Origin of the sequence: Streptomyces sp. NPDC017890 (genome assembly GCF_044328675.1) — a bacterium.
Classification (GTDB): domain Bacteria; phylum Actinomycetota; class Actinomycetes; order Streptomycetales; family Streptomycetaceae; genus Streptomyces.
Window position 1 is genome coordinate 62142 of the sequence record NZ_JBIRHU010000030.1, and the last position, 20035, is coordinate 82176.

Sequence of the window (20035 nt, forward strand, 5' to 3'; positions counted from 1 at the left end):
TGCACTCCTCCGGTCGCAGGTTCTCAGGTGCTCCCCTGTCGCACACTCGGTCGTACGGACGGGCGAGACCAGGGCAAAGTCTACCGGCGGTCCTCCTCCTCCCGTGGGGCCTCTCGCCGACGCGAACGCGGAAGTACGCGCAGGGCGTCCCCTATGTCCGCGACTTCCAGGACCTTCATCCCGTCAGGGACCCTGCCGGGGTCGGTCGGTACCAGTGCGTGCGTGAAGCCCAGGCGGTGCGCCTCGGAGAGCCGTCGCTGCACGCCCGTGACCCGTCTCACCTCTCCGGCGAGGCCGACCTCGCCGATCGCGACGAGGTTCTTCGGGAGCGGGGTGTCACTGGCGGCCGAGGCGAGGGCGAGCGCGACGGCCAGGTCGGCGGCCGGCTCGGAGAGCTTCACGCCGCCCACCGTCGCGGAGTAGATGTCCCTTTTGCCCAGAGCGCTGATCCGGCCGCGCTGCTCCAGGACGGCCAGCATCATGGAAACGCGGGACGTCTCCAGACCGGAGGTCGTGCGTCGCGGGGACGGGATCTGGGAGTCGACGGTGAGCGCCTGGACCTCGGCCACCAGTGGACGGCGGCCCTCCAGGGTGACGGTCAGGCAGGTGCCGGGCACGGGCTCCGCGCGGCGGGTGAGGAAGAGTCCGCTGGGGTCGGTGAGGCCGGTGATGCCCTCGTCGTGCAGCTCGAAGCAGCCGACCTCGTCGGTGGTGCCGTAGCGGTTCTTGACGCCCCGGACCAGCCTGAGGCGCGCGTGGCGGTCGCCCTCGAAGTGCAGGACGACGTCGACCAGGTGCTCGAGGAGGCGGGGGCCGGCGATGGCGCCGTCCTTGGTGACGTGGCCCACGAGGAGGGTGGACATGCCGCGGTCCTTGGAGGCGCGGATCAGGGCGCCCGCCACCTCCCGCACCTGCGCCATGCCGCCGGGGGCGCCGTCGATCTCGGGGGAGGCCACCGTCTGCACGGAGTCGAGGATCAGCAGGGACGGCCTGACCGCGTCCAGGTGGCCGAGGACCGCCGCGAGGTCGGTCTCGGCGGCGAGGTACAGATGGTCGTCGATGGCCTTGATGCGGTCGGCGCGCAGCCGGACCTGGCTGGCCGACTCCTCACCCGTGACATAGAGGGTCTTGTGCTGCTCGCTCGCCGACTTCGCCGCCACGTCGAGCAGCAGCGTTGACTTGCCGACGCCGGGCTCACCCGCGACGAGGACCACGGCGCCGGGCACCAGGCCGCCGCCGAGCACCCGGTCCAGCTCCGGCACGCCGGTGGAGCGGGCGGTCGCCTGCCGGCCGTCGACCTGGCCGATGGGCAGCGCGGAGGTGGTGACGCGCCCCGGCGTCGTCGTACGGACCGCGGGCGCGCCGTACTCCTCGACCGTGCCCCAGGCCTGGCATTCGGGGCAGCGGCCGAGCCACTTGGCCGTCTGCCAGCCGCACTCGGTGCAGCGGTAGGACGGCCGGTCCTTGGTGGTTTTCGTACGGGCAGCCATGCACGAAACCGTAACCGCCGCCACTGACAACACGTGCCACGCGAACGAAGCCCCACGAAACCAGCCCGCCGCCCCGCCGCCGCCGCGACCCGACCCACCGGGCCGGCCGGCCCCCGCCCGGGACCGCCCCTCGACCGGGACCGCCGACCGCCGGGACGACGGGCCGCGCACAGCCGACGGGCGGCACACACCCCCCGAACGGGCCACCGGCCACCCTGACCAGGCCACGGAAACACAGCTTCCTGTCCCCTTATGAGGGATCGTTTCACCCGTACGGATTAAAACCGCCCAACGCGCCAGTTCGCGCCACCCATGGCCCCCTACGGTCGCCGAGTGATGAGGAGCAGTCCGGAGACAACGACCCGTACGACCGGTGCACACCGGACGCACCGGGAAGCGCGTGACCGCACCGCGGCGCGCACGCTGGCGCAGCGGCCGCCCGCGCGCTACGACGCCTATCTGGACGGCCTGTTCACGTACTGCATGTCCGTGCTCTGCGACCACGCCGCCGCGACCGACGCCCTGGGTGACGTGCTCGCGCTCGCCGAGCGCCGCGGCCACCGTGGCCCCGTGGCCGCCGCAGACCGCAGGGCCTGGCTGTACGCGCTGGCCCGCTGGTCCTGCCTGCGCAAGCTGGCCGAGGCCAAGCGGAAACGTCCGAGCAGCCACGCGGCGGGCCGCCCCGGCGCCGCCCGGCAGCGCACCGCACCGCAGCGGCCCGCGTCCTCGTCCGCCGCGTACGGCGGGCGGAACAGGCGCGCCGGACCCGCCGGATACGCCGCACACACCGCACTCGACGCACACACCGCACTCGACGGACACGAAGCAGACGGATACGACGGCTACGACGAGGAGCAGCAGCGGCACCGCCGTGAACTCGCCCTCCTCGCCTGGCCGGAGGCCGCCGGCACCACCCCGGAGCAGCGCGAGGCCCTCGAACTCGCCGTGCGCCACCACCTCGCCGCCCGCGAGGTCGCCGCCGTCCTCGGCATGGACCTGGCCGCCGCCCGGGAACTGCTCGCCTCCGCCGCCTGCGAGGTCGAGCGCACCCGCGCGGCCCTCGCCGTCGTCGAGACCGGCACCTGCCCGGGCGTCGCCCGCCTGGCCGGCGACGACCAGTACGTGCTGAGCGCGGCCCTGCGTCGCGAGCTGGTCCGGCACGTCGACGACTGCCCGCGCTGCCGCCGTACCGCCGAGCACGCGATCCCCGGCCGCTGGCCCGGCACGAGCGTGACGCCCGCCGAGCTGCCCGTCCTGGAGGCACCCCGCGCGGCACTGCACGTCGCCATGGCGCACCCCCCGCGCGCGCGGGGCGCGGTCCCCCGCTTCGACCGGCGCGGCTTCCCGATGGACCCCAAGGACCGGGCGGCCCGACGGGACCGCCTCCGGGCGCGTGCCGTCACCGCGACCGTCGTCGCCACCGTCGTGGCCGCCCCGGTGCTCGCCCTGTGGGCGGCCTACCGCGGCACCGCCGTCGTCGAGGGCGAGGGCGGCCGCTCGGCCACCGCCAGTGAGGCGCAGGCCCCCGACGGCCTGGACGGCGAGTCCGCGGGCGGCGGCCACGGCTACGCGAGCGCCGACAACACGGGCACCACCCCCGGCACCCGCTTCGGCGGGAACGGCGTAGCCGACGTCACCGTCGAGGTCGTCAGCGTCTCCGGCGCCGGCGGGAAGGGCGCCGGTCACCTGGAGGTGACGGCCGGCCACGACGGCGACACCACACTGGTCACCCTCACCGCGACCGGCGACGCACCGGTGCGCTGGGCCGCGTCCACCAGCGCCTCCTGGCTCTACCTGAGCCAGTCGTCGGGCACCCTGCGTCCCGGCGAGACCCTCACCATCAGGGTGTACGTCGATCATCTGCGTGAGCCGTCCGGTCACTGGAGCGCACGGGTTGCCGTCTCACCCGCCGGCGCCGTCGTCTCCATCGAGGGTTACGGCACCGCGCCCAGCCCGTCGCGCCCGGGCCCGCGTCCCAGCACCCCCGACGACTCGCCGTCGCCGTCCGACCCGGGGCCGGACCCCGACCCGGGTCCGTCCACCTCGGCACCCGTCGACCCGACCCCCACCGACGACCCGTCGCCCACGTCGCCCGCCCCGGACCCGACGCCCTCCGGACCGTCCCCGACCGGCGGCCCGGGCGGCTCGCCGCCGCTGCCGGGCGGCAGCGGCACCCCTGGCCCGACCCGCTCGTAGAAGGCCTCGAAGACCCGGCGTCAGCGGGCGGGGTCCGCCGGATGCGGGGCCAGCAACGGCAGCTGCGAGGCCAGCCGCTCCTCGCACAGCTCGACCAGCCGGTCGTATCCCGCCTTGCCCATCAGCTCGACCAGCTCCGGCCGGTAGGACACGTACACCGGGTCGCCCGCGCCGTGCGCCGACGTCGCCGACGTGCACCACCAGTGCAGGTCGTGCCCGCCCGGACCCCAGCCGCGCCGGTCGTACTCACCGATCGACACCTGCAGCACCCGCGTGTCGTCGGGCCGGTCGATCCACTCGTACGTCCGCCGGACCGGGAGCTGCCAGCACACGTCGGGCTTGGTCTCCAGCGGCTCCCGGCCCTCCTTCAGCGCCAGGATGTGCAGCGAGCAGCCCGCACCGCCGGCGAACCCGGGCCGGTTCTGGAAGATGCACGAGCCCTGGAAGGGGCGGGTCTGGCGGGAGCCCTCGTCGTCCTCGGAGACCCAGCCGTTCCGCGTGCCCTCGGCATGGTGCTGCCAGACGTCCGGCGTGAGCCTCGCCACATGCCCGGCGACCCGCTTCTCGTCGTCCTCGTCGGAGAAGTGGGCGCCCAGCGAGCAGCACCCGTCGTCCGCGCGGCCCGCCTGGATGCCCTGGCAGCCGCTGCCGAAGATGCAGTTCCAGCGGGAGGTCAGCCAGGTCAGATCGCAGCGGAAGACCTGCTCGTCGTCCGCCGGGTCCGGAAACTCCACCCACGCGCGCGCGAAGTCGAGACCCTTCTCGTCGGCCGCAGGCGAACCCGACGGCGCACTCACCGAGGAACCCGACGGCGCACCCGCGGGCGAACCCGGGTCCGACACCCCGCCCAGTGCGTCCTTCTTGTCCTTCTTGTTCTTCTTGGCCGACTTTTCGTCCTTCGCCTTTTTCGTCTTTGGCACGGCTCCAGGGTAAGTCGCCCGAGCCGGATGACGGCACCGCCGCCCGGCCCGCTGGCAGTAGCGTTCCGTACATGAGACTCGGTGTCCTCGACGTGGGTTCGAACACGGTGCATCTGCTGGTGGTGGACGCACATCCGGGCGCGCGCCCGCTGCCCGCCCACTCGCACAAGGCGGAACTGCGCCTCGCCCAGCTCCTCGACGAGGACGGCGCGATCGGCGCCGACGGCGTCGACCGCCTGGTCGCCGTCGTCCGGGACGCGCTCCAGGCCGCCGAGGACAAGGGCGTCGAGGACCTCCTGCCGTTCGCCACCTCCGCCGTGCGCGAGGCGAGCAACGCCGACGACGTCCTCGCGCGCGTACGGGCCGAGACCGGCGTCGAGCTGACCGTCCTCAGCGGTGCCGAGGAGGCCCGGCTCACCTTCCTCGCCGTCCGCCGCTGGTTCGGCTGGTCCGCGGGCAAGCTGCTGGTCCTCGACATCGGCGGCGGCTCACTGGAGATCGCCTACGGCATCGACGAGGAACCCGACACCGCCGTGTCGCTGCCGCTCGGCGCGGGCCGGCTGACCGCCGCCCGGCTGCCCGGCGACCCGCCCCACGCGGACGACGTCAGGGCGCTGCGCCGGCACGTCCGTACCGAGATCGCCCGCACGGTCGGCGACTTCAGCCGCTTCGGCGCCCCCGACCACGTGGTCGCCACCTCCAAGACCTTCCGGCAGCTGGCCCGCATCGCCGGCGCCGCCCGCTCCGCCGAGGGCCTCTACGTCCACCGCGAGCTGAAGCGGGCCTCCCTGGAGGCCTGGGTGCCCCGCCTGGGCGCCATGACCAGCGCCGAGCGCGCCGAACTCCCCGGCGTCTCGGAGGGCCGCGCGGGCCAGCTCCTGGCCGGTGCGCTGGTGGCCGAGGCCGCGATGGACCTCCTCCACGTGGAGAGCCTGGAGATCTGCCCGTGGGCGCTCAGGGAGGGTGTGATCCTCCGCCGCCTCGACCACATGGGCCAGGGATGACCCGCCCAGCGAGGGGCGCGGGGCCGTACCGGCGCGAGGAGCGCGTGACCGTACGCGGGGCTCGCCGCGCGGGCGCGAGCAGCCGCGAGGCACGCCGCACCCGCCGTATGGCACTCACCACAACGGCGACCAGGCACCCCGCGCCCACCCAGCCCCACCCCGTAACCTGACCCTCGTGGCAGAACCAACGGACGCCGTCCGGACCCCGGACGCGAAGGTCGCCCTGTCGACGGCCTCCGTCTACCCGGAGTCGACGGCTACGGCCTTCGAGATCGCCGCACGCCTCGGATACGACGGGGTCGAGGTCATGGTGTGGACCGATCCGGTCAGCCAGGACATCGACGCGCTGCGCAGACTCAGCGACTACCACCGCATGCCGATACTCGCCGTGCACGCTCCCTGCCTGCTCATCACCCAGCGGGTGTGGTCCACCGATCCCTGGGTCAAGCTCCAGCGCGCCCGCGCCGCCGCCGAGAGGCTCGGCGCGTCCACCGTCGTCGTCCACCCGCCGTTCCGCTGGCAGCGGCAGTACGCCCGGGACTTCGTCAGCGGCATCTGGCGGATGGCGGACGAGACGGACGTGCGGTTCGCCGTCGAGAACATGTACCCCTGGCGCTACCGCGACCGCGAGATGCAGGCGTACGCCCCCGACTGGGACGTGACGAAGGACGACTACCGCCACTTCACGATCGACCTCAGCCACGCCTCCACGTCCCGCACCGACGCCCTCGACATGCTCGACCGCATGAGCGACCGCCTCGGCCACGTCCACCTCGCCGACGGCAAGGGCTCCGCCAAGGACGAGCACCTCGTCCCCGGCCGGGGCGACCAGCCCTGCGCCGAGGTCCTGGAGCGCCTCGCGCACACCGGCTTCGACGGGCACGTCGTCATCGAGGTCAACACTCGTCGCGCGATGTCCAGCGCCGAACGTGAGGCCGATCTCGCCGAGGCCCTGGCCTTCACCCGCCTGCACCTGGCGTCGTCGGCGTCGGCGGGCTCGTCGGCATCGGCCGGCCCGAAGTCGGACCGTCGGTGAGCGACACCGCCGGGGGGACCCGCCGCCGCGGCCGCCCCCCGCGCACGGAGTCCGCCGACACCCGGGCACGCATCCTCGGCGCGGCCCGCGAGGAGTTCTCCGAGCGCGGCTACGAGAAGACGTCGGTACGCGGCATCGGCAAGGCGGCGGGCGTCGACGCGGCGCTGGTGCACCACTACTTCGGCACCAAGGAGCAGGTCTTCGAGGCGGCCATCGAGGTCGCCTTCGCGCCGGCCCTGCAGGCCCCGGACGCGATCGGCGACGGCCCCCTCGACGACGTCGGCGAGCGGCTCACCCGGTTCGTCATCGGCGTGTGGGAGAACCCCTCCACCCGGAAACCGGTGCTGGCCATCGTCCGCTCCGCCGTGAACAACGAGACCGCCGCCGCCGTCTTCCGCCGCCTGATCGCCGCCCAGGTGATGCGGCGCGTCGCGGCCCGGCTGGAGCGGCCGGACGCGGAGCTGCGCGTCGAGCTGGCGGCGGCGCAGCTGGTGGGGTGCGCGATGCTCCGCTACGTGATCAAGGTGGAGCCGCTGGCCTCGGCCGACCCGGAGGAGCTCGTCGCCCGCCTGGCACCGGTCGTACAGGGCCACCTCACCGGCCCCTGAGGTCACTTTCGGTCGCCGCCGGCGAGACGCGCGTCCCGCATTACGGACACCCTGTCCCGACCCCTGGATGACCGGCGTACGCTCGACGACAGTCATAACTCTCCGAAGGAGCGAGCGACGATGCCCGAACTGAGGTCCCGCACAGTCACCCACGGCCGCAACATGGCGGGCGCCCGCGCCCTTATGCGTGCCTCCGGTGTACCCGGCGCGGACATCGGGCGGAAGCCGATCATCGCGGTCGCCAACAGCTTCACGGAGTTCGTGCCGGGCCACACGCACCTCGCCCCGGTCGGCCGGATCGTCAGCGAGGCGGTCACCGCGGCCGGCGGCATCCCGCGCGAGTTCAACACGATCGCCGTCGACGACGGCATCGCGATGGGCCACGGCGGCATGCTGTACAGCCTCCCCTCCCGCGACCTGATCGCGGACAGCGTGGAGTACATGGTCGAGGCCCACTGCGCCGACGCCCTGATCTGCATCTCCAACTGCGACAAGATCACCCCGGGCATGCTCAACGCCGCGCTGCGGCTGAACATCCCCACGGTCTTCGTCTCCGGCGGCCCGATGGAGTCCGGCCGCGCCACCCTGGTCGACGGCACGGTCCGCACCCTGGACCTGGTCGACGCGATGTCGGAGGCGGTCAACGACAAGATCTCCGACGCGGACATCCTCCGCATCGAGGAGAACGCCTGCCCCACCTGCGGCTCCTGCTCGGGCATGTTCACCGCCAACTCGATGAACTGCCTGACCGAGGCCATCGGCCTCTCCCTCCCCGGCAACGGCTCGGTCCTGGCCACCCACACCGCCCGCAAGGCGCTCTACGAGAACGCCGCCCGCACGGTGCTGGACCTGACCCGCCGCTACTACGAGCAGGACGACGACTCGGTCCTGCCCCGCAACATCGCCACCCCCGCGGCCTTCGCGAACGCCATGGCGCTCGACATCGCGATGGGCGGCTCCACCAACACGATCCTGCACCTGCTGGCCGCCGCCCAGGAGGCGGAGGTCCCCTTCGGCCTCACGGAGATGGACGCCCTCTCGCGTCGCGTCCCCTGCCTGGCGAAGGTCGCGCCCAACGTCGCCAAGGACCGCACGTACTACATGGAGGACGTGCACCGCGCCGGCGGCATCCCCGCCCTCCTCGGCGAACTGCACCGCGCGGGCATGCTCAACGAGGACGTGCACTCCGTCCACAGCCCGTCCCTGGCCGACTGGCTGAAGACCTGGGACATCCGCGGCGGCTCTCCGTCCAAGGAGGCCGTCGAGCTGTGGCACGCGGCCCCCGGCTGTGTCCGCTCCGCCGAGGCCTTCTCCCAGTCCGAGCGCTGGGACTCCCTGGACGAGGACGCCGAGGGCGGCTGCATCCGCTCCGCCGAGCACGCCTACTCCAAGGACGGCGGCCTCGCGGTCCTGCGCGGCAACCTCGCCGTGGACGGCTGCGTGGTGAAGACGGCCGGCGTCGACGAGTCCATCTGGACCTTCGAGGGCCCGGCGGTCGTCTGCGAGTCGCAGGAGGAAGCCGTCCAGAAGATCCTCACCCAGCAGGTCAAGGAGGGCGACGTCGTCGTCATCCGCTACGAGGGCCCCAAGGGCGGCCCCGGCATGCAGGAGATGCTCTACCCGACCTCGTACCTGAAGGGCCGCGGCCTCGGAAAGGCCTGCGCCCTGGTCACCGACGGCCGCTTCTCCGGCGGGACCTCGGGCCTGTCCATCGGCCACGCCTCGCCCGAGGCGGCCGCCGGCGGCACCATCGCCCTCGTCGAGGACGGCGACCGCGTCCGCATCGACATCCCGAACCGCTCCATCGAGCTCCTGGTCGACGACGCCGAGCTGGCCCGCCGCGAGCAGGCCCTGAACGGCGTGTACGCCCCGAAGAACCGCGAGCGCAAGGTCTCCGCGGCCCTGAAGGCGTACGCCGCGATGGCGACGAGCGCGGACAAGGGCGCGGTGCGCGACATCAGCAAGCTGGGCTGACCACCCGGCCCGTCCGGGGTCGGTCGGGTCCTGTCCGGGATTCGGGGTTCAGGCCCGTCCGGGGTCGGTCCGGTCTCGTCCGGGATTCGGTCCAGGCCCGTCCAGCGTTCGGTCCAGGCCCGTCCGTCGCCCGGCGCGGCCCCGGCGGCTTCACCAGGCGGCCGGGTCCCGCCCCGCCACGCCGAACACGGTCCCGTCGGGCGCCCCGGCGTAGACGTGGCCGCCCGCGAGCACGGGCGCGGGCAGCGCGGCGGGGACGCGGTCGGAGTCGGCGCCGAGCCGCGGCCGGGTCTGCCCGAGGAGCTTCCCCGTGCGGGCGTCGACGCCCAGCAGCCGGCCGTCGGGAGCGGTGACGTACACGTACCGCCCGTCACAGACGGGCACCGAACCCTGGCTCACGCCCGTCTCCAGCCGCCACCGCTGCCTGCCCGCCGCCATGTCCACGGAGACCAGCGAGCCGCCCGCACCCATGAGGTGCACGGTGTCCCCGCACACGCCGGCCTCCGCCTGCGCGACCGGCACGGGCAGCGTTACCCGGCGGGTGGCCCCCGTTCCGGGCGTGTAGCGGACCACCGCCTTCACGTCCCCGTAGACGACGCCGCCGGCGAGAAGGTACACGGATCCGTCCGCCGCCCCCACGGGCGTCAGCGACCCCTCCAGCTCCGCGTCCCACCGCACGTCCCCCGTCGCCGGATCGACCGCGGTGACCCGGGTGCTGTTCCCGTCTCCGGACAGGCTCGTCGCGTACGCCGACGGCTCGCCCGGCTCCCCGGTGAACGAGGAGAAGTACGGCACGGCCTGGCCCGGGATCCGTCCGGACCACCTGGTCTCGCCCGAGGCGCTGTCCACGCCCGTGACCGTCCCGTCGGAGCGGGTGAGCAGGAGCATGTCGCCGACCGCCCGCACTCCGTCGTACTCGGGCATCTCCTCCTGCCACACCGGCTTGCCCGTGGCCGGGTCGAGCGCCTCCAGATCACCGATCCGGTCGAGGGAGGGCTGGACGAGGCCGCCCGACACGACCGGCGGTTCGCTGCGGGCCGCCCCCGCGACGTCATGCCGCCACAGCGTGCCGCCGTCGGCCGGATCGAGGGCGAAGACCAGTCCCGGCCGCGCACACAGCAGCCTCCGAGCCCCGTACGAGCAGTGGGGCATGCCGCCGCCCTCCGATCCGTGCACCGTCTCCCACACGCCGAAGCCGCCCGGCGCGCTCTGCGCCGCGGTGGTCTTCCGCGCCGGTTCCGCGCCGCCGACCAGCTGGAACGAGGTCAGCCCGCCGGTCACGGCGAGGCAGAGCGCCCCGGCCACCAGAACCGTCCGCCTGCCGAGGCGCCGCGCGGGCCGCTCCTCGGGCGCGTCCGCCACAGGCTCCGGCGCGTCCTCCTCCCGCGTGTCCCGTGCCGGCGGCGCCGGTACGAACACCTGCGTGTCGTACGCCGCCGCCGCCGACCGCAGCTGCCGCATCAACTCGTCCGGCGTGGGCCGGTCTTCGGGTTCCTTGGCGAGACACCGCAGCACCAGCGGCGCGAGCGTCTCCGGTACGCCGGTCAGGTCGGGCTCGTCGTGCACGACCTGGTAGGCGACGACGTACGGGCTGTCGGAGTCGAAGGGCCCGCGCCCGGTCGCAGCGTGCACCATGAGCGAGCCGAGGGCGAAGACGTCGGCCGCGGGACCCACCTCCCGGGGCCGCCGGAACTGCTCGGGCGCCATGAACGGCGGCGTACCGATCAGCTTCCCGGTCTCGGTGCGCAGTTCGCTGTCCTTCGGCCGGGAAATGCCGAAGTCGATGACCTTCGGCCCGTCCTCGGCCAGCAGCACGTTGCTCGGCTTCAGGTCCCGGTGCACGACCCCGACCCGGTGGATGTCGCGCAGCGCCTCCGCGAGCCCGGCCATCAGCCGGCGCGCCTGGTCCGGGTCCATGGGCCCGTTCCGCTTCACCTGCTCGGAGAGCGTGGGGCCGGGGATGTACAGGGTGGCCATCCAGGGACGTCCGCCATCCGGATCGGCGTCGACGACCGGCGCGGTGAAAGCTCCGCTCACCCGCCGCGCGGCGGCCACCTCCTGCCGGAACCGCCCTCTGAACTCGGGGTCCATGGCGTACCGGGCGTGTACGACCTTCACCGCGACGCGCATCCCGGAGGTGCTCCGGGCCAGGTGCACGACGCCCATGCCACCCGAGCCCAGACAGGATTCCAGACGGTAGTGACCGGCGTATTCCGGAAGTTCCGCTTCCGCGTCCGTTCCGGCGTTCCTCTGCGGCGCCATGGAACCACCCCCGTGCTGTTCGTTCGCGCGCGCGACGCTCGGAGCCTAGTCGATGGGTCGTACGGGACCGAGGCGGCTTGCTAGCCTCCGCGTGCGAGTCGCGGACTTGTGTTCCGTGGCTTGATTCGTGCTTGTTCCATGGGAATCAACGTGTCCCACGACAGCCGTGGGGTGCGACGGGGGAGGTATTTCATGTCTGTCGACCAGATCTCGGACATCGAGGGCGGGGACGAGAAGACGACTGCGGAGACGACCGTGAAGGTGACCACCGCGGCGGCCACGGCCGCGGTCTCCTACCCGGTCGCTCCGGGCTACCGGCTGAACGTCCGCAGCGGCCCCGGTACCAACTACTCCGTCGTCCGGGCCCTGCCCGAGGGCGCCCGAGTCCAGATCAACTGCCAGACAACGGGCACCCGGGTGTCGGGCCCGTACGGCACCTCGAACATCTGGGACAGCATCGGCAGCGGCCAGTACGTCTCCGACGCGTACATCCGCACCGGCAGCGACGGCTACGTGGCTCCTCGCTGCTGAGTGTGCGGCTGCCGAGTGTGTAACAGGGCTGTCCTGGCGCTGTTTTAGGGAGGTGCCGGGCGGAACGGGGTGCCGGCCGGGCGGGTCTTGGTGATCAGAAACGCCGCTCGTGCCGACGGGCCGGCACCCCAACCGATACCGAGGAAAAACGATGCGCGTTCGCAAGATCACCCTCGTAGCCCTGGCCGTCGTCGCCGGTCTCTCGCTCACCGCCTGCCAGAACGACGACGGCACGGACCAGAGCGCCCCGTCGGCCGCCTCCTCCTCGTCCTCCTCGAACGCCGGATCGGAATCGGCGGGCTCCGACCAGGACGGCGGGACGGGGTCGGCGGGGAAGAGCCCCGCCGGGCAGGGCACGGCCGCCGGGACCGGTTCCAGCGAGGACGGCAAGGCCGGCACGTGCCGCACCGACGAGCTGGAGATCACGGCGGTGGACAGCACCATCGGCGGCGACCCCGACGGCACCGTGGCGGTCGACCTGAAGAACGGCGGCGGCCGGGACTGCACCCTCTCGGGCCACGCGGGTGTCGACCTGAAGACCAACGCGGGTTCGCTGTCCGCGACGCGTACAGGTGAGCCGGCCGATCCGGTCACCCTCAAGGACGGCGAGACGGTGTCCTTCGGCATCAGCTACCCGATCAACGACTCGGGCGGCTCCGGCGTCCGCATCACGGGCCTGGTGGTGACCCCGCCGGACGAGACGAAGTCGGTCACCCTCGACTGGCCGGGCGGCGCCACGCTGCCCGTCACGGACGGCTCCGGCTCCCCGGTGAAGGTCGGCCCGATCGGCAGTGCCGGCCAGGGCGGCTGACCCGCACCTCCGCGAAACGGGCCCGCACCTCCGCGAAACGGCCCCGCACCTCCGCGGGGCGGGCCCGTAGGTTCCGCGGGGCGGGCCCGCCCGGCGCCGGGTCCGCGAGGCCCCGGCGCCATAATCGACCCGTGAGCGCAGAGAACGGCACGAACGGCAGCCCGGACACCCCCGCGGCCTCCACGCCCCCCGCAGGCCCCCGCCCCGAGCCCATCCGGTTCTACGGAACCACCTGGGTGAACCACGACAACGGCTACGCCGCCCGCCGGGCCGGCCTGGCCGTCGGCTCCCTCGCCGCGGCCGCCGCCGCCTGTTTCGTGCTCCGCATCGCCTACCAGGGCCTCCAGATCGCCGACATCGGCGGCTTCGTCTCGCTGCTGATGATCGTGATGTTCGCGATCTGCAGCGCCCTGGCCTTCCGCCACACCTGGGCGGCCTTCACCAGCCGCCCCGACCCCGACCGCCAGGCCTCCCTCCGCGGCCTGCTGGCCATCGGCTTCGTCGGCTCGCTCCTCGCCTACTTCTTCCGCACCTTCACCGAGGCCCCGGGCGAGAAGCTGCACCGCGCCGAGTACGACAGGGCCCGCGAGGAGTACGAGAAGCGCACCACCCGCCGCTCGGGCAACCCGTCGAAGAAGCGCCGCCGCCGCTAGGGGCTGCCGTCGGGATCGTGCCGCAGCCGCGCGCTGACAAGGACCCGCCGATCTCCTGCGACCCAGCCGCAGACCGCGCGACGGACGGCCGCCGGACAGGCGCTACGCCGGCGGCCACCCGGCTCTCCCGAAAACCCCCCTGCGCTCCGAAGCCCCCGGGCCACCATGGCCGTATGACGACACCCGCGTCCTCCGGGCCCACCCACAGCGCCCGCGCCCACTCCTTCAACGCCGCCGCGGCCCAGTACGCCGCCAACCGCCCGTCCTACCCGCCCGCCCTCTTCGACACGCTGGAGGAACTGGCCGGGCGCCCACTGGCCGGCTCCCGCGTCGTGGACGTCGGCGCCGGTACGGGCATCGCCACCGCCCGCCTGCACGCGCGCGGCGCCGACGTGATCGCCGTCGAGCCCGGCGCCGGCATGGCCGCCGAGTTCCGCCGCGCGCTCCCCGGCGTGCCGATAGTCCGGGGCAACGGCAACGCCCTGCCCCTCGCCGGCCACTGCGCCGACTTCCTCACCTACGCCCAGGCCTGGCACTGGACCGACCCCGCTCTGGCCGTCCCGGAGGCGCTGCGCGTGCTGCGTCCGGGCGGGGCGCTCGCGCTGTGGTGGAACACCAGCGCCCTCGACGTGCCGTGGATCGCGGCGGCCGTCGAGCGCGCCGACCGGCACTTCGGGCTGAACATCTCCGCCGAGCAGCACAACATCAGGCCCCACGTCGCCGACCCGGCCGGCTGTCTCGAATTCACTCGTCGCGACATCCGCTGGAGTCGCCGCGTTCCCCTCGACACCCACCTGGCCAACCTCGGCAGCCACTCGGTCTTCCTGACCGACACCGACGAACGCCGCGCCGCCTTCCTGACCGAGGAGCGCCGACACCTCCTCGCCGTCTTCCGGGACGGAATCGTCGAGGAGACGTACGACGTCCGCCTGCTGCTCGCGACGACCTCGACTGCTTGACGCGGCCCACAGCCGGGAGGAGTATTCATCACGTGATGAATTACTCCTCCCTGCCACCCGAAGACCCGCCCCCCGAAGGGGAGCCCGCAGCGGAAGGGCGAGGCGGTGGCGCCCCCACCCCACCCGCCGTCCACGCCGAGGACCTCACCGTCACCCGAGGCCCCCGCACCGTCCTGCGCGCCCTCGGTTTCACCGTCCCGCGCGGCCGGATCACCGGCCTCCTCGGCCCCTCCGGCTGCGGCAAGTCGACCCTGATGCGCGCGATCGCCGGCACCCAGGCCAGGGTCACCGGCACCCTGGACGTCCTCGGCCACCCCGCCGGCCACCCCGCCCTCCGCACCCGCATCGGTTACGTCACCCAGGCCCCGTCCGTCTTCGACGACCTGACCGTCCGCCAGAACCTCGCCTACTTCGCCGCGATCCTCGCCCCCGGCCGCGCAGCCGCCGGCCACCGCCACGAGAACGTCACCCGCGCCATCGCCGACGTCGACCTCACCACCCATGCCGACGCCCTGGCAGGCAACCTCTCCGGCGGCCAGCGCAGCCGCGTCTCCCTCGCCGTCGCCCTGCTCGGGACCCCCGAACTCCTGGTCCTCGACGAGCCGACGGTCGGCCTGGACCCCGTACTCCGCCGGGACCTCTGGACCCTCTTCCACTCACTCGCCGCCGACCGCGGCACCACCCTCCTCGTCTCCTCCCACGTCATGGACGAGGCCGAGCGGTGCCACGGCCTCCTCCTCATGCGCGAGGGCGAGATCCTCGCCGAGGACGCCCCCGACGCCCTGCGCACCCGCACCGGCTCCGCAACGGTCGAGGAAGCCTTCCTGCACCTGGTCGACAAGGCGAAGGCGGCCCGCACGAAGGAGACGACCCCATGACCACTCCCACCACCCCCATCACCCCTCTGCACCCGGCCGCTCCCACCGGCCCCCTGTCCCTCTCCCGCACCACAGCCACCGCGACCCGCGTCCTGCGCCAGCTGAGCCACGACCCCCGCACCATCGCGCTCCTGATGCTGATCCCCTGCGTGATGCTGTTCCTGCTGCGCTACGTCTTCGACGGCAGCCCGCGCACCTTCGACAACACCGGCGCCTCGCTCCTCGGGATCTTCCCGCTGATCACGATGTTCCTGGTCACTTCCATCGCGACCCTGCGCGAGCGCACCTCCGGCACCCTCGAACGCCTCCTCGCCATGCCGCTGGGCAAGGGCGACCTCATCGCCGGCTACGCCCTCGCCTTCGGGGCCCTCGCCATCGTCCAGTCGGCCCTCGCGACCGGCCTGGCGGTCTGGTTCCTCGGCCTGGACGTGACGGGCAGCCCCTGGCTCCTCCTCCTGGTCGCGCTGCTCGACGCCCTACTCGGCACCGCCCTCGGCCTGTTCGTCTCGGCCTTCGCGGCCTCCGAGTTCCAGGCGGTCCAGTTCATGCCGGCCGTGATCTTCCCCCAGCTCCTCCTCTGCGGCCTCTTCACGCCCCGCGACCGGATGCACCCGGCCCTGGAGGCCGTCTCCGACGTCCTCCCCATGTCCTACGCGGTCGACGGCATGAACGAGGTCCTGCGCCATCCCGACATGACCACCGCCTTCGTACGGGACGCCCTGATCGTCGCGGGCTGCGCACTCCTGGTCCTGGCCCTGGGCGCGGCCACCCTCAAACGCCGGACGCCATAACCGCCCCACCGCCGTACCCGCCTCATCGCCGTACCCGCCTCATCGCCGTACCCGCCCCACCGGCATTCCGCCCACCGGACGCCCCACCCCCAGCCACCCCCGGGATGCGAGGATGACGCCGACGGACGACGCACCCCAGAGGGCACCGGAAGGCACCGAAAGCCATGACCCACAAAGTCGCAGTCCTCGGCACCGGCAAGATCGGCGAAGCCCTGCTCAGCGGAATGATCGGAGCCGGCTGGGCCCCCGCCGACCTCCTGGTCACCGCCCGCCGCGAGGAACGGGCCGAAGAGCTCCGTACCCGCCACGGAGTCACCCCGGTCACCAACGCCGAGGCCGCCAAGACCGCCGACACCCTGATCCTCACGGTCAAGCCGCAGGACATGGGCACGCTCCTCGACGAACTCGCCCCGCACGTCCCCGCCGACCGCCTGGTCATCAGCGGCGCGGCCGGCATCCCGACCGCCTTCTTCGAGGAGCGCCTCGCCCCCGGCACCCCGGTGGTCCGCGTCATGACGAACACCCCGGCCCTCGTCGACGAGGCGATGTCCGTCATCTCCGCCGGCACCCACGCCACCGCCGCCCACCTGACCCACACCGAGGAGATCTTCGGCGCCGTCGGCAAGACCCTCCGCGTCCCCGAGTCCCAGCAGGACGCCTGCACCGCCCTCTCCGGCTCCGGCCCGGCGTACTTCTTCTACCTGGTCGAAGCCATGACCGACGCCGGCATCCTCCTCGGCCTGCCCCGCGACAAGGCCCACGACCTGATCGTCCAGTCCGCGATCGGCGCCGCGACCATGCTCCGCGACAGCGGCGAACACCCGGTCAGGCTCCGCGAGAACGTCACGTCCCCCGCCGGCACCACCATCAACGCCATCCGCGAACTGGAGAACCACGGCGTCCGCGCCGCCCTCATCGCCGCCCTGGAGGCCGCCCGGGACCGCAGCCGCGAACTCGCCTCCGGCACCAAGGACTGACCCTCCCGGCCGCGGCCGGACGAACCCGTCCGGCTGACCGGCGTCCACGACGCACAGGACGGAACGATCAAGCTCTACGTCGGACACCGCCTGAACGGTGTCGCGATGCCCTTCACGAACGCCTCCGGCGCGGGCGAGTTCACCGTCGGCGCGACGACGGACGGCGACACCTGGACGCGTCACCTGCCTGCGCGCATCAAGGACGTCCGGGTCTGGGCCGGCGCGATGGCCTCGTCCCAGCAGATCAGCGAGGTGACCGGCGCCTGACCCGGGCCGCCCGGCCGGCGCGTCCACCGCGTCGGCCGGGCGTCGGCCACTCCTGCCCCCGCGTGTCTCCAGAAGCGGGGCTCACTTCGCCGCCACCACGTCCTCCGTCGTCACCACCGTCGCGAACCCGCCCCCGTGCAGCGACACCGCCGACGCCCGCGCCAGCTCGTCCGCACTCTGCCGCCAGCCGAAGGGCCCCTCCAGCCCGAAGGTGTACGTCGCGTCGAATGCGACCACCACCTCGTACCCGAGGTTCCCACCCATCCGTGCCGTCGTCTCGACGCACATGTTCGTCTGGATCCCGGCCAGCACGATCTGCGAGATCCCCGCCGCCCGCAGCCAGGCGCCCAGGTCCGGCGTGCCGAGGAACGCCGAGTTCACACTCTTCGTGACCAGCAGCCCGGCCCCGCCCCCCTTCCCGCGCCGCTGCTCCACGTACTCCTTGAACCCGTTGCCCTCGTACCCGGTCCGCAACGGCGACCCGGGCATGACCGAGTCGTGCCGTACGAGGACGACCGGCCGCCCGCTCGACTGCCATACGTCGATGAGGGCGGCGATGTTGTCATCCGCCGCCGGGTTGTTGCGCGTGCCCCAGAAGCCGGCCTCCTCGAAGCCCTTCTGTACGTCCACGACCACCAGCGCTGCGTTCTCCGCGATGTCCATGCCCCGATCGTGCCGCCCGGCACCAACCACGCCCAGAGGTTCAAAAGCCAGCGATCGATGCTTTACTGCCACCCGTGCCACCCATGCCACCCGTGCCGCCCATGCCACCCACGGCAGCCCTCTGTGCCCCCTACCGCGTTGCCCTCGTCGCCTTCCCCGGCATCCGGGCCTTCGACGTCTCCGTCATCACCGAGGTCACGAGCCCCTGACGGTCGCCGGCCTGGCCGCCCGCGCCGGTATGTCCCCACGGTCCTTCGCCCGTCACTTCACCGCTGCCACCGGCACCACCCCGCTCCGCTGGCTCCTCGACCAGCGCGTCGCGGCGGCCCAGAAGCTCCTCGAACGCACCGACCTGCCCATGCCCGAGGTCGCCCGCCGCGCGGGCTTCGGCAGCGAGGTCACGATGCGCCAGCACTTCGCATCGCGCCTCGCCACCAGCCCCCGCGCCTACCGGGCCGCGTTCACGGGGGGCAGCAGCCCGATCGCGCGGTAGGCGGCATCCACGGTCGGCCGAGCCATGCCCCGAGCCTTGTCCGCGCCCTCCCGCAGCACTCCCTCCACGTACCCGGGATCCGCGCACAGTTCCTTGTGCCGCTCCTGCACGGGCCGCAGCACCTCGACGACGGCCTCCGCGGTGTCCTTCTTCAAGGTGCCGTACGAGTCGTACCCACCCGCCAGCTCAGCCGGTCCCCCGCCCGTGCAGGAGGCGAGGATCTCGAGCAGGTTGGCGAGCCCCGGCCGCCCCTCCCGGTCGTACACGACCTCCCGCCCACTGTCGGTCACGGCCCGCATGACCTTCTTCCGCACCACGTCCGGCTCGTCCAGCAGATAGACGATCCCCGGCCCGACGTCGTCGCTCTTCCCCATCTTCGACGCGGGCTCCTGCAGATTCATCACCCGAGCCGCAACCGCCGGACTCGTAGCCCGCGGCACCACGAACGTGTGCCCGTACCGCTGGTTGAACCGCACCGCCAGGTCCCGGGCGAGCTCCACGTGCTGGGTCTGATCGTTCCCGACCGGCACCTCGTCCGTCCCGTACGCCAGGATGTCGGCCGCCATCAGTACGGGATACGTCAGCAGCGACAGCCGCACACTCCCGCCCCGCCGCCGCTCCCGCGCGGTTTTCTCCTTGTACTGGATCATCCGCCGCATCTCCCCGTCGGTGGCGACGCACTCCAGTACGTACGACAGCCGGGCGTGCTCGTCGACGTGGCTCTGCACGAACACGGTGCACAGCTCCGGATCCAGCCCCGCCGCCAGCAACAGTGACGCCGCCTGCCGGCTCAGTCTGCGTACCCGCGCCGGATCGTGGTCGACGGTCAGCGCGTGCAGGTCGACGACGCAGAACAGGGCGTCCGATCGGTGCTGGTCCTCCGCGGCCCACTGCCGCATGGCTCCCAGATAGTTCCCCAGCGTCAGGTGCCCGGTCGGCTTGACCCCACTGAAGACCCGTGTCATCTCTCCACCTCCTGGTCAGGGCCGCCGCCACCCGCCGGCCGCCCCTCCTGGAGGGAGATACGAGAACGGCCGCCGAAGCGGCGGCCGTTGAGTGCGTACGTGAGCGCGGCCGCCGTCAGGCGGCCCGCCAGAGCTGAGCACACGTACGCGTCATCACGCCTCTCACAGTACGCCCGCGGACGCCGCGTGCCCCGGCATTTGACACGCCGCTCCCGCACTCGTAATGTTCTCCGAGTTGTCCGACGTGAGCGCCGACTCCGGTCGGTCCCCGGGCAGCGATTCCGCAGGTACCAACCACTTTTCGACGAACAGTCGCGCTGTCGACGTCGTCGCATTGGCGGTGCGTGTATTTACGGAATGAGGAATCCATGTCCGTCAGGACGCGGCCCCCGATTAGCTCGGGAGTCGGGAATCCGCTAGAGTCTCACTCGTCGGAACGGCCCAACAGCCGTGAAGACAACCCCCTCTGACTGGGAATCAGGGCCGAAAGGATCTGATAGAGTCGGAACCGCCGGAAAGGGAAACGCGAAAGCGAGAACCTGGAAAGCGCCGAGGAA

Annotated in this window: 18 protein-coding genes and 1 pseudogene; 14 read left to right on the forward strand and 5 right to left on the reverse strand. The window is 72.8% G+C overall.

Annotation, left to right across the window (positions count from 1 at the left end):
• Positions 1-80: 80 nt before the first annotated feature.
• Entirely contained in the window at positions 81-1490 is a 1410-nt protein-coding gene (gene radA / locus ACH4F2_RS31280; protein WP_398136116.1) for a DNA repair protein RadA, read from the reverse strand.
• Between the two features lie 336 nt (positions 1491-1826).
• Between radA and ACH4F2_RS31285 the strand changes: the two genes are divergently transcribed.
• The gene (locus tag ACH4F2_RS31285; RefSeq protein WP_398136117.1) at positions 1827-3686 is read left to right on the forward strand and encodes a hypothetical protein; all 1860 of its coding nucleotides are present in this window, start codon (positions 1827-1829) and stop codon (positions 3684-3686) included.
• A gap of 20 nt (positions 3687-3706) precedes the next feature.
• Here ACH4F2_RS31285 and ACH4F2_RS31290 read toward each other — a convergent pair whose 3' ends face one another.
• Complete coding sequence (locus tag ACH4F2_RS31290) at positions 3707-4483, reverse strand: hypothetical protein (protein ID WP_398136136.1); 777 nt, start codon at positions 4481-4483, stop codon at positions 3707-3709.
• Between the two features lie 194 nt (positions 4484-4677).
• Between ACH4F2_RS31290 and ACH4F2_RS31295 the strand changes: the two genes are divergently transcribed.
• The 4 genes from ACH4F2_RS31295 (at position 4678) to ilvD (ending at position 9228) form a co-directional block, all read left to right on the forward strand.
• The gene (locus tag ACH4F2_RS31295) at positions 4678-5610 is read left to right on the forward strand and encodes a Ppx/GppA family phosphatase (protein ID WP_398136118.1); all 933 of its coding nucleotides are present in this window, start codon (positions 4678-4680) and stop codon (positions 5608-5610) included.
• 175 nt (positions 5611-5785) lie between these two features.
• Entirely contained in the window at positions 5786-6646 is an 861-nt protein-coding gene (locus ACH4F2_RS31300; RefSeq protein WP_398136119.1) for a sugar phosphate isomerase/epimerase family protein, read from the forward strand.
• Positions 6643-7254, forward strand: coding sequence for a TetR family transcriptional regulator (locus tag ACH4F2_RS31305; RefSeq protein WP_398136120.1), 612 nt, complete (start codon positions 6643-6645; stop codon positions 7252-7254). Before ACH4F2_RS31300 ends, ACH4F2_RS31305 begins: the two co-directional genes overlap by 4 nt.
• A 120-nt stretch (positions 7255-7374) precedes the next feature.
• Positions 7375-9228: a dihydroxy-acid dehydratase gene (gene ilvD / locus ACH4F2_RS31310; RefSeq protein ID WP_398136121.1), complete on the forward strand. Its 1854-nt coding sequence runs from the start codon at positions 7375-7377 to the stop codon at positions 9226-9228.
• A 150-nt stretch (positions 9229-9378) separates the two neighbouring features.
• On the opposite strand, the gene ACH4F2_RS31315 is transcribed toward ilvD, so the two are convergent.
• Positions 9379-11490, reverse strand: a complete 2112-nt coding sequence (locus ACH4F2_RS31315) for a PQQ-binding-like beta-propeller repeat protein (RefSeq protein ID WP_398136122.1) — start codon at positions 11488-11490, stop codon at positions 9379-9381.
• 192 nt (positions 11491-11682) lie between these two features.
• Here ACH4F2_RS31315 and ACH4F2_RS31320 point away from each other — a divergent pair, with 192 nt between their 5' ends.
• From ACH4F2_RS31320 to ACH4F2_RS31355, 8 genes are all read left to right on the forward strand, one after another.
• Entirely contained in the window at positions 11683-12021 is a 339-nt protein-coding gene (locus tag ACH4F2_RS31320) for an SH3 domain-containing protein (protein ID WP_398136123.1), read from the forward strand.
• 151 nt (positions 12022-12172) lie between these two features.
• A complete protein-coding gene (locus ACH4F2_RS31325) occupies positions 12173-12832 on the forward strand; it encodes a DUF4232 domain-containing protein (protein WP_398136124.1) in 660 nt (219 codons plus the stop codon).
• A 131-nt stretch (positions 12833-12963) separates the two neighbouring features.
• Positions 12964-13485 carry an EamA/RhaT family transporter gene (locus ACH4F2_RS31330; RefSeq protein ID WP_398136125.1) on the forward strand — a complete coding sequence of 174 codons (522 nt, stop codon included), beginning with the start codon at positions 12964-12966 and terminating at the stop codon, positions 13483-13485.
• 173 nt (positions 13486-13658) lie between these two features.
• Positions 13659-14444, forward strand: a complete 786-nt coding sequence (locus tag ACH4F2_RS31335) for a class I SAM-dependent methyltransferase (protein ID WP_398136126.1) — start codon at positions 13659-13661, stop codon at positions 14442-14444.
• Positions 14445-14476: 32 nt separating this feature from the next.
• Positions 14477-15322: an ABC transporter ATP-binding protein gene (locus tag ACH4F2_RS31340; protein ID WP_398136127.1), complete on the forward strand. Its 846-nt coding sequence runs from the start codon at positions 14477-14479 to the stop codon at positions 15320-15322.
• The gene (locus tag ACH4F2_RS31345; protein WP_398136128.1) at positions 15319-16113 is read left to right on the forward strand and encodes an ABC transporter permease; all 795 of its coding nucleotides are present in this window, start codon (positions 15319-15321) and stop codon (positions 16111-16113) included. The genes ACH4F2_RS31340 and ACH4F2_RS31345 overlap by 4 nt, the downstream gene beginning before the upstream one ends.
• 164 nt (positions 16114-16277) lie before the next feature.
• Positions 16278-17090: a pyrroline-5-carboxylate reductase gene (proC, locus tag ACH4F2_RS31350; RefSeq protein WP_398136129.1), complete on the forward strand. Its 813-nt coding sequence runs from the start codon at positions 16278-16280 to the stop codon at positions 17088-17090.
• Positions 17091-17195: 105 nt separating this feature from the next.
• A complete protein-coding gene (locus ACH4F2_RS31355; RefSeq protein WP_398136130.1) occupies positions 17196-17357 on the forward strand; it encodes a hypothetical protein in 162 nt (53 codons plus the stop codon).
• Positions 17358-17438: 81 nt separating this feature from the next.
• Here ACH4F2_RS31355 and ACH4F2_RS31360 read toward each other — a convergent pair whose 3' ends face one another.
• Positions 17439-18020, reverse strand: coding sequence for a cysteine hydrolase family protein (locus tag ACH4F2_RS31360; protein WP_398136131.1), 582 nt, complete (start codon positions 18018-18020; stop codon positions 17439-17441).
• 193 nt (positions 18021-18213) lie between these two features.
• Here ACH4F2_RS31360 and ACH4F2_RS31365 point away from each other — a divergent pair.
• Positions 18214-18513, forward strand: a pseudogene (locus ACH4F2_RS31365) (helix-turn-helix domain-containing protein); the annotation flags it as partial.
• Here the strand turns inward: ACH4F2_RS31365 and trpS are convergent.
• Positions 18468-19478, reverse strand: a complete 1011-nt coding sequence (gene trpS / locus ACH4F2_RS31370; protein ID WP_398136132.1) for a tryptophan--tRNA ligase — start codon at positions 19476-19478, stop codon at positions 18468-18470. The pseudogene ACH4F2_RS31365 and the gene trpS sit on opposite strands and share 46 nt — an antisense overlap.
• Between the last annotated feature and the right edge of the window lie 557 nt (positions 19479-20035).